General features: G+C 52.8%; 3 protein-coding genes. All 3 read left to right on the top strand.

The genetic code is table 11. The features are described 5' to 3' along the window. On the top strand, nucleotides 1-5,653 hold a 5,653-nt coding region (locus Xbed_RS17400; protein ID WP_139837523.1), incomplete at its 5' end, for a non-ribosomal peptide synthetase. Between the two features lie 57 nt (nucleotides 5,654-5,710). Beyond that, nucleotides 5,711-7,384, top strand: a complete 1,674-nt coding sequence (gene panP / locus Xbed_RS17395; RefSeq protein ID WP_086114107.1) for a pyridoxal-dependent aspartate 1-decarboxylase PanP — start codon at nucleotides 5,711-5,713, stop codon at nucleotides 7,382-7,384. A 609-nt stretch (nucleotides 7,385-7,993) separates the two neighbouring features. Beyond that, on the top strand, nucleotides 7,994-9,217 hold a 1,224-nt coding region (locus Xbed_RS17390; RefSeq protein ID WP_244182539.1), incomplete at its 3' end, for a DUF6531 domain-containing protein.

Below are 9,217 nucleotides of genomic sequence, written 5' to 3'. Positions count from 1 at the left end.
TGCGCGGATGTACAAAACCGGCGACCTCGGCCGCTGGCTGCCCGACGGCAATATTGAATACCTTGGCCGCAATGATTTTCAGGTCAAGCTGCGCGGCTTCCGCATTGAGCCGGGTGAAATCGAGTCCCGGTTGATGCAGTGCCCCGGCGTGCGCGAAGCGGTGGTCATCGCCCGTGAAGACGAACCGGATCAGATACGGCTGGTTGCCTATCTGCGGCCATTGGAGGGCGTTGAACTGGTGCCGGCGGAACTGCGTCAGCAACTGGCACAACACCTTGCCGACTATATGCTGCCCAGTGCTTTTGTGATACTCGATACTTTCCCATTAACGCCCAATGGTAAACTTGACCGGCAGGCCCTGCCTGCCCCGGATTTATCGGCGGTGGTCACGCGCGGTTATGCCGCGCCGGTCGGCGAAATCGAAACCGTGCTGGCGCAAATCTGGCAGGATCTGCTGGGACTGGAGCAGGTGGGTCGCCATGACCACTTCTTTGAACTCGGCGGGCATTCCCTGCTGGCGGTTCAGCTTATGGCACGCATTCGCCAGACATTGGCACGAGAGCTGCCGTTACAGCAACTGTTTGCCCGGCCGGTGCTGATGCTGCTGGCTCAGGCGTTGGCTGAAGTTCCCACCCTCACCCAGAAAGCCATTCCGCCGGCTGACCGCACTCAGCCCCTGCCGCTGTCCTTTGCCCAGCAGCGCCTGTGGTTTTTGGCCCAGCTCGACCCGGCCGCCAGTCTCGCCTACCATATTCCTGCGGCACTGCGCCTGACCGGTGCGCTCGATCATCATGCTCTGGCGATTGCATTGGATCGTCTGGTGGCCCGCCATGAAAGCCTGCGTACCCGTTTTGTGCTGGTCGCCGGCCAACCCTGCCAGCACATCGACCCCGCTGACACCGGCTTTGCCCTGTCCTGCCATGACCTGCGTCAGCTTGATCCCACCCTGCGCGCCAGCCGGGTTGCCGAGCGGGTTGAGCTTGAGGCCAAAACCCTTTTCGATTTTGCCCAAGGCCCGCTGATCCGGGGTCAACTGCTGCAACTGGCAAATGAGGAGCATGTGTTACTGCTAACCCTGCATCACATCATCACTGACGGCTGGTCGATGAGTGTGCTGGTGCGCGAGTTGGGTACTTTCTACCGCACTTTCTACCGCACGGCCCTGAACGGTCATGATGAATCTTTGCCATCGCTGTCTATTCAGTATGCAGACTATGCGGTCTGGCAGCATCACAGGCTGCAGGAAGATGCCCTAACGCGACAACGTCACTTCTGGCACGCCCGGCTTGAAGGCGCACCGGCGTTATTGTCACTCCCCACCGATCGGCCGCGTCCGGCAGTACAAAGTTACGTCGGCAGTCAGGTGCCTTTCCACCTTGATGCCGCCGTACTGACCGCCCTTAAGGCGCTTGGCAGGCGCCACAACACCACGTTATTTATGACTCTGCTGGCGGGCTGGAGCATCGTACTCGCCCGGCTCAGTGGTCAGGATGATCTGGTGATCGGGACACCGGTCGCCAACCGTCCGCACCGTGAACTGGAGGGCCTGATCGGTTTCTTTGTCAATACCCTGGCCTTGCGCGTCCGCTGCAATGATGAACTCAGGGTGGCAGATCTGTTGGCGCAGGTGCGGGAACAGGCGCTGGCTGCCTATGCCCATCAGGATCTGCCCTTTGAACAGGTAGTGGAGGCGTTGCAGCCTGAGCGCAGCCTCAGCTACAGTCCGATTTTTCAGGTAATGCTGGTTTTAAATAATACCCCGGCACAGGAGTTGACGTTACCGGGGCTACAATTCACACCGTTTGAGCAGACGCACCATAGCGCTCATTTTGACCTGACATTATCACTGGCCGAAACCGAAGCCGGTTTGTCCGGTGCTCTGGCCTATGCCACGGATCTGTTCGATTCCCCAACGGTTGAGCGCATGGTTGGCTATTTAACCAATATCCTGTTGGCAATGGCGGCGGATGAGACGCAGCCCATTGCCACGCTGCCCATGTTGCCCGAATCGGAACGGCAACAACTGCTGGTGAACTTCAACGCCACACAGACCGATTTTCCGCAGGATGCCCTGATCCATCAACTATTTGAAACTCAGGCCGCCCATCGCCCTGACGCCATTGCGGTGGTTTTTGAGGGGCAAACCCTGAGCTATGGCGAACTCAACCGTCGCGCCAACCGGCTGGCTCACCATCTCATTTCGCTGGGAATTCGCCCGGACGATCGCGTAGCCATTTGCCTTGAGCGCAGTCTCGAAGCCGTGGTCGGTTTACTCGGCATCCTTAAGGCCGGAGGTGCCTATGTGCCGCTCGATCCGGTCTATCCGACCGAACGGCTGGCCTATCTGCTCGAAGATGCGGCGCCCATCGTTTTGCTGACCCAACAAGCGCTGGTCAACAAGCTGTCCAGCCCGGTGCCTGCGGTGTTGCTTGATGTCCAAGAACCGTCCCTGACATCACAGCCCATCCACAATCCGGAAGCGCAAGAACGGGGCCTGACCTCACGCCATCTGGCTTATGTGATCTACACGTCGGGGTCAACGGGACAACCCAAGGGCGTTATGGTCGAACACCGCAGTGTCAATCGGCTGGTGATCAATAATACGTATGCCAATATCGGTTCTGACGACTGCGTAGCCCATTGCGCCAATATCGCTTTTGATGCATCGACGTGGGAAATATGGTCCGCCCTGCTCAATGGCGCACGTCTGCATCTGGTTCCCCAATCGGTGCTGCTCGATCCGGTACGTTTCTGTGATTCACTTGTCAGGGGAAAAATTACCGCCCTCTGGCTGACGGTGGGCTTGTTCAACGAATATCTTGATACTCTCAAGCCCCTGTTGGGACAATTACGCTATTTACTTATCGGTGGCGATGTTCTCGATCCCAGTAAGATACAGCGTGTACAACTGGCGGGATCTCAACCCGCACACCTGATTAACGGATATGGCCCAACGGAAACCACGACGTTTGCCACCACCTATGCGATCACATCACCCGTCAATGTTGCCCGCTCGATCCCTATCGGCCGCCCCATTGCCAATACCCAAGTCTATCTTCTTGACCCGTCTGGCCAACCCGTTCCCCTTGGTGTGACCGGTGAAATCCATATCGCTGGCGCAGGGGTTGCCCGTGGTTACCTCAATCACCCTGAACTGACCGCCGAACGTTTCTTGGCCGATCCGTTTACCTCAGACCCGGATGCGCGCATGTACAAAACCGGCGACCTTGGCCGTTGGCTGCCCGACGGCCATATCGAATACCTTGGCCGCAATGATTTTCAGATCAAGCTGCGCGGCTTCCGGATTGAGCCGGGCGAAATCGAGGCTCGGTTAATGCAGTGTCACGGCGTGCGCGAAGCCGTCGTGCTGGCCCGTGAAGAGGCGGGTTATGAAAAAACGGCGGGACAGAAACGTTTGGTCGCTTATTTACTTCCCCAACCCAATGTTGAATTGGTTCCCGCCGAACTGCGTCAACAACTCACCCAGAACCTCGCTGATTACATGATCCCCGGTGCCTTTGTGACGCTGGAGGCTTTCCCGTTGACCCCTAACGGTAAACTTGACCGGCAGGCACTTCCCGCCCCGGCCCCATCCGCTATCGTGGTACGTGGCTATGCCGCCCCAACCGGCGAGACAGAAACGATTCTGGCGCAGATCTGGCAGGATGTGCTGGGATTGGAACGCATCGGCCGCCATGATCATTTCTTTGAACTCGGCGGTCACTCACTGCTGGCGGTACAGTTGTTGAATCGTATGCGTGAACAGGACATGGACGTCCCCCTGACGGCCCTATTTGCCCATCCAACGTTGTCCGATCTGGCTTTGGCGGTCAGTGAGCGCCTTACTTTGCCAGCATCCCCGTTTGATGCCAACCCGGTCCCCCTCAGTCCGGCTGGCTCTCTGCCGCCGTTGTTCCTGGTACATGAGACTTCCGGTGATCCCCTGGTTTATTCACCACTGGCGGCTTTACTGCCACCTGAACTTCCCGTGTATGCGCTGCAGGCGCTTGGCATCCACACACTGGCGCATCCGCCGGCATCGATTGAAGCACTGGCGGCCTGCCATATTCAGGCCATTCGCCGCATCCAGCCACAAGGCCCTTATCGTCTGGCCGGATGGTCAATCGGCGGTTTGATTGCCTATGAAATCGCTCAACAACTCACACGCTGCGGTGAGGAGGTCGAGTTCCTCGGACTGATTGATTCCTATCATCATTCCGGCGAAAACCATAATGACCCATCAATGGTCATCGACCCATCTATCGACAAGGAAGCAAGAAAAATTGAATTAGTCATTGATTCACTGCGTGCTCAAGAGAGCGTTAAAGACGAACAGATGTTGGCAGAGCTTAGTAAACTGGGCAGTCTGGAGCAGGTGATTGATCACTGCATTGCACACCAATGGTTGCCGGCCAGCATCACACGAGAAGATATCCTCCTCCGTTTATATACCGCAGAGATGACGACACAGCTTGGTCAAAGTTATATGAGTCAAAAACCTATTGATCAAAAATCTATTGATCAAAAACCTATTGGTCAAAACGCTATTGGTCAAAATCCTATTGATCAAGACCCTATTGCCCCGAAATCCGCCTTATCCATCCATCTCTATACCGCAGATGAGTCAACCAATGGGGATATCTGGCGCGGCTGGCACGATATTGTCAGCCACAATTCGACACTGCACGCTATAGGTGGGACACATTTCTCCATCATGCATCCCCCTTTCTTAAACCAGATAGCGGATTCAATCACCGAACACTTGCAGGCCGTACCTTCCTTCGACCCACGGGTTATCATTCAACTGGGCAGTCAATCGGCCTCTCCGCTCTTCTGTCTGCCCGGTGCGGGTGCCAGCCCTTCCAGTTTGCTTGAGCTGGCTCTCTCGTTTCCACAGCAACTCCCGATATACGCGTTGCAGGCACGGGGCTTCACTGTCGAACACCATTATCCCTATACCAGTGTTGAAGGAGCCGCTCGTGCCTATATTCAGGCCATCCGCCAAACCCAACCTCATGGCCCTTATCACCTGTTGGGTCATTCTTTTGGTGGCTGGATAGCTTTTGAGATGGCTTTACAGCTACAGGCAGAAGGGGAACGGGTATCCGACCTTATTCTTATCGATACCGACGAGCCTAATCCGCAAGGCCACATCCGCCAGCCCGTTGACCGTATCAAGACGATCATGGAGTTAATCGATATCTATAATATGATATTAGACCGGCCTCTTCCGCTCGCCAGACAAGATTTTGATCATCTGGACACGGATGAACAGATCCGGTATCTGCACCGTGCTCTGGTGACCGCCGGGCTCTTCCCCGCCAAAACGCCCATGTCGCTGCTGCAAGGCGTCATCCGCGTTATGCAGGCGAACCTGAACACCGGCTATATGCCTCGTGCCCGTTATGAGGGGTCAGTTCATCTGATCAGCGCAGAAAAAGGCGATCGGGAAGAAAGGAAAACCCGCGAAGCCCAGTGGAGTACTCACGTTGCCAGACTAAACGCTATACTTGTGCCCGGTAACCATATGACCATGTTGTCCACGCCACAAATCGAACACTGGGTAGCTAAACTGTGGCAGAAACTGGATTATATGAATAACCCAAATTCTGGGTCGTTATTTGACAAAATAAAGTCTCACGAAAAGGGCTGAACCGGATGGGTGGGCAAAACATGATCGATATTATTAGTGATGCTAAAGAGGCAAACTATGCAGTATTTTCTTGACGGTCTGAATCACGACGAAGCAGATAAGATTGCTCTTCACACTTCCGGCATGGATGAAGCGGAATGGCAGGCACTGCTTGAACAGTTTATTGCCCAAATCGGAGAAGAAAAACTGCTCGAACTGGAAACGAACATCGCGGGTGACCCTGTCACTTATTGTCGCCATGCGTTAAACAAACCAGTACGTGAACTGGCAGAACTTGAGAAAAAGTTTGCTTCAGTGATGATTCCGGAGTTTCCGGTTGATACCGGAACCTATGCCCAACATTTGAGTGAAAACGTTCTCAATCAAATTGTACCGGTATCATCACCCGCCTTTGTCGGTCACATGACTTCCGCGCTTCCCACACATTTACCCGTCCTCGGCAAGATATTGACCGCACTGAACCAGAATCTGGTCAAACTGGAAACATCGCATGTTTTAACTGCACTGGAACGTCAGGTGCTGGGGATGATGCACAAATTGGTATACCACCGTGATGACGTTTTTTATCAGCAATGGCTTCACAGCGGCGAGCACGCACTGGCTACCTTTTGTTCTGGCGGAACGCTGGCTAATTTAACGGCGATGTGGGCGTGCCGAAACCAGCTTATGCCAGCCAACGGAGATTTTGCCGGTCTCGCACGCGAGGGGCTGGCCAGAGGGTTACTTCACTATGGTTATCATGGTTTAGCGATTCTGGTGTCGGAACTGGGACACTATTCGCTGAAAAAAACCGTCGATGTCCTCGGCCTGGGACAGGATGCACTGGTAAAAGTCGAGACTGACAGGGAGGGACGGATCTGCATTGATGCCCTGCGCGCCCAATTACAGAACCTGCGCCGACGCAATATCAAACCCATGGCGATTGTCGGAATAGCCGGATCGACAGAAACCGGGTCTGTCGATCCGCTGAACATTCTGGCAGATATCGCGGAACAGGAGCAATGTCATTTCCACGTCGATGCGGCATGGGGAGGTGCCAGCTTACTCTCAGAACGCCATCGATATCTATTCAAGGGAATTGAGCGGGCCGATACCGTCGCCATCGATGCTCACAAACAAATGTATGTGCCAATGGGAGCCGGCATGGTGCTGTTCCGCCAGCCGACCCTAAGCGATGCCATTGCCCAACATGCCAATTACATTGTGCGCAAGGGATCGAAGGATTTAGGGCGCCATACCTTGGAAGGTTCACGCAGCGCGATGTCGCTGATGTTACACAGTAACTTCCATTTACTTGGCCGACGGGGACTGGCTCGCCTGATAGATGCAAGCATCGATAAAGCACGCCAATTTGCGGATCTCATCCGTCAGCAAGAAGATTTTGAATTAATCAGCGAACCACAACTCTGTCTACTGACCTACCGATATGTGCCACCAAAAGCGTTGCAGGTACTACGCGCAGGGTCGACCGTCGTGAGACAGAAACTGCATGACACACTTAATGCACTTAACCAGAGTATCCAGACCATGCAGTGGTCCGCCGGAGGATCCTTTGTCTCGCGCACCTGCATCAAGCCAATGCAATGGGCCAGACAACCCACTACTGTTTTGCGTGTCGTGCTGGCTAATCCCCTGACGACGTTGGAAATACTGGAGAACATGCTTGAAGAACAGCGTCAACTGGCGCCACAAAGCCCGTATTGGCAAACGCTGCAAGATTTAATCCGTTGAGGGTCTGATATTCAAGTGTAAAAAATAACCCCATTCTATTTTTAGGATGGGGTTATTTTCTGAATAAACACCCATTACGTCATTGTTTGGAGGATTTACCTTGCTATTGGACAAAATGAAATAAATTCCCCGGACAGCGACAAAGAATGAATAATTAATTCATATTTACAGAATAAAATAACCGAAAACCCTCTCAATAATGGAAACATCACCCTTAATTAATTCTTATAGTAAATATGTGATTAATATCACATATTAAAAATGATCATGCTATTCTTAGACTTCATTGATTTATTTTATTTAAAAATCAATATCATAAAAATATGAACATTAATTAAACCGAAGTAATAATCCAGTATAACATTAATTTATAGAATATAATTCTAAATCGGCAATAATTTTAACTTTTAACCCTGACTTTGCTGACTGGTAATACGCATTTTGTCTAATTTTATTTTGTTATCACTTGAATCTTATTTAATATTCGCCGTCATTTTTACTAATAAAGAGATAAACTGACCTATTTATTTCAATGGTCAAATCAGGCAATAAGCTGATGCTGCGCCACAGGGATCAGTTTTGGATGAACGGAGCCTAAGGAAGGAAACAATGGAAGAAAATAACGGCGTTGGAACCGGTCGCCAAACGGCCGCTCAGGCAGAAGAACCGGCTGGCCCGCAAGATCACGATACCCCTATTGTCCCGCCCGAACCGAATGCCCCGTTACCGCAAAAGGCCCGGGATGACAGCCCGACCGGCGAGGGCAATACGATAGGGAAAATTATCGCGCAAGCCACCCCGACGCAAGTGTCAGCGGCAGAAGCCAATACCCTTCCTGTAGCAGAAACACCGGAAGAAAAAAGTTGGTGGGCAAAAGCGTGGGAGGCCATGGTAGAAGCTAAAGATGACGCCGTTGATTGGGCGCATGAGACGGCGATTAATCATGTTGAAGGGATGAAACATCCGGTTGAGCGGACTAAAGGCCAGCTAAAAGGTGCCTATAACATCGCGGTTGAGACGGTAGAATCCTATATTCAGGGGGCTTATTTTGAAAGCGCCAAAGATGCAGAGGAGACCGCCCGGTGGCTTGAAATCTATGGCGAAAGCGAAAAAGCGCAGACGGTACGTGAAGTCGCAAACATTCAGAAAAAGCAAAGCGGAGCATTTAATCTGAATGACTGGAAAACCACGCCCAGCAACCGGGCACAAAAATCGGGGATATTAGAAGCTCAGATTATCGAGGCAATGGGTTTGCCTTCCGGGAAAACCAACATTATCAAACAGGGTGTGACGGAATTAGCGTCTACTGCAAACAAAGTCAGTACTGCGGTGACCAAGGTTGAAAGCAAAGTGCTCACTGAGGAGGCTAAGGCCACCAAAGTTATCTCAGGAGGCAAAGTTGAACACAAACCGAAAGAAACCGCAGAGACTGGCACTGAAAAACCCCAAAATGCTAAAGAAGATCCCGTTGATAACAAGTCTGCCGACAAAGACGGCAGTTGCAATGGCACCTGCTCAACGAACGGTGAACCCGTCGATATGGCCACCGGTGACTTCCTGCAAGTCTGGCCGGTGATCGCTATCCCCGGGCTGTTGCCGATCACCCTGACCCGCACCTATCGCTCCACGGCCAAGTACAACGGCCTGCTGGGGCCGAAATGGGCGGATGACTGGTCACGTCAGCTAGTACTGGCTGAGGATAAAATCAATTTTACCGATGCCGACGGCGTGATTTACGATTTCAGCACGCCGGATAACACGGTGCTGGCCCGTAACCAGCATATTCCCCATTGTGTGCTGACCGGTGAACTGGACGGCGAACTGCAACTGACC

This window comes from Xenorhabdus beddingii (assembly GCF_002127545.1).
GTDB lineage: Bacteria > Pseudomonadota > Gammaproteobacteria > Enterobacterales > Enterobacteriaceae > Xenorhabdus > Xenorhabdus beddingii.
The sequence above is the reverse complement of the archived record's forward strand: the minus strand, read 5'-3'. Positions and strand labels throughout refer to the sequence as shown.